This is a genomic window from Burkholderia sp. BC1, from assembly GCF_052683555.1.
The window spans coordinates 1-630 of sequence record NZ_JBQYLP010000191.1; the positions used below are offsets into that span (position 1 = coordinate 1).

The 630-nt window shown below is 61.3% G+C and carries 1 protein-coding gene; it reads right to left on the bottom strand.

Going from position 1 to position 630, the window contains the following annotated elements; all coding sequences use genetic code 11:
* Positions 1-35: 35 nt before the first annotated feature.
* Positions 36-630 (bottom strand): PDDEXK nuclease domain-containing protein (locus ACSHSS_RS30290; RefSeq protein WP_445545977.1); only part of this gene is annotated, 595 nt, incomplete at its 5' end.

The following is a 630-nucleotide window of genomic DNA, read 5'->3' on the forward strand; positions in this document are numbered from 1 at the left end:
CGGTGATCACCTTCATCCGAAATCGCTGATCACGTTCACCGAAATACGCAGATGATCCCCAGCGGCGAGGCTTCTTCCGGCTCGCGTTCGTGCTTGTCGAGCCAGCGCAGGTAAAGCTCCATCTGTCCCTTGTATGCGGCCTTGAACTCGCCGATCTTCAACTCCACCGCCACAAGCCGGCGCAGCTTGCGGTTGTAGAACAACAGGTCGAGGTGGAAATCCTCGTCGTCGATCGGGATGCGCTTCTGCCGGGCGACGAATGAGAAGCCCGCGCCCAGCTCCAGCAGGAAGGACTCCATTTCGCGAATGATCGCCGCTTCCAAGTCGCCTTCCTGCCAAGTGTCCCGCAGGCCCAGGAAGTCGAGGATGTACGGGTCGCGCATCACCAGGGCCGGCGACATGCGCTGCGCATCGCGCAGGGTCGCCAGCTCCTGCGCGATGGTTTCTTCCGGCTTTTGGGACAGCGCTGTGCGCTCGTACAGCATCGAGTCGATGCGCTCGCGCAGCGTCCGCACGCTCCAGCGTTGGGTGCTCGCCATCTGTGCGTAGTAGTCCCTCTGGAGCGGGTCTTTCAGCGGCATCAGGGCGATGAAGTGCGTCCAGCTCAATTCTCGTATCAGTGATACGAGA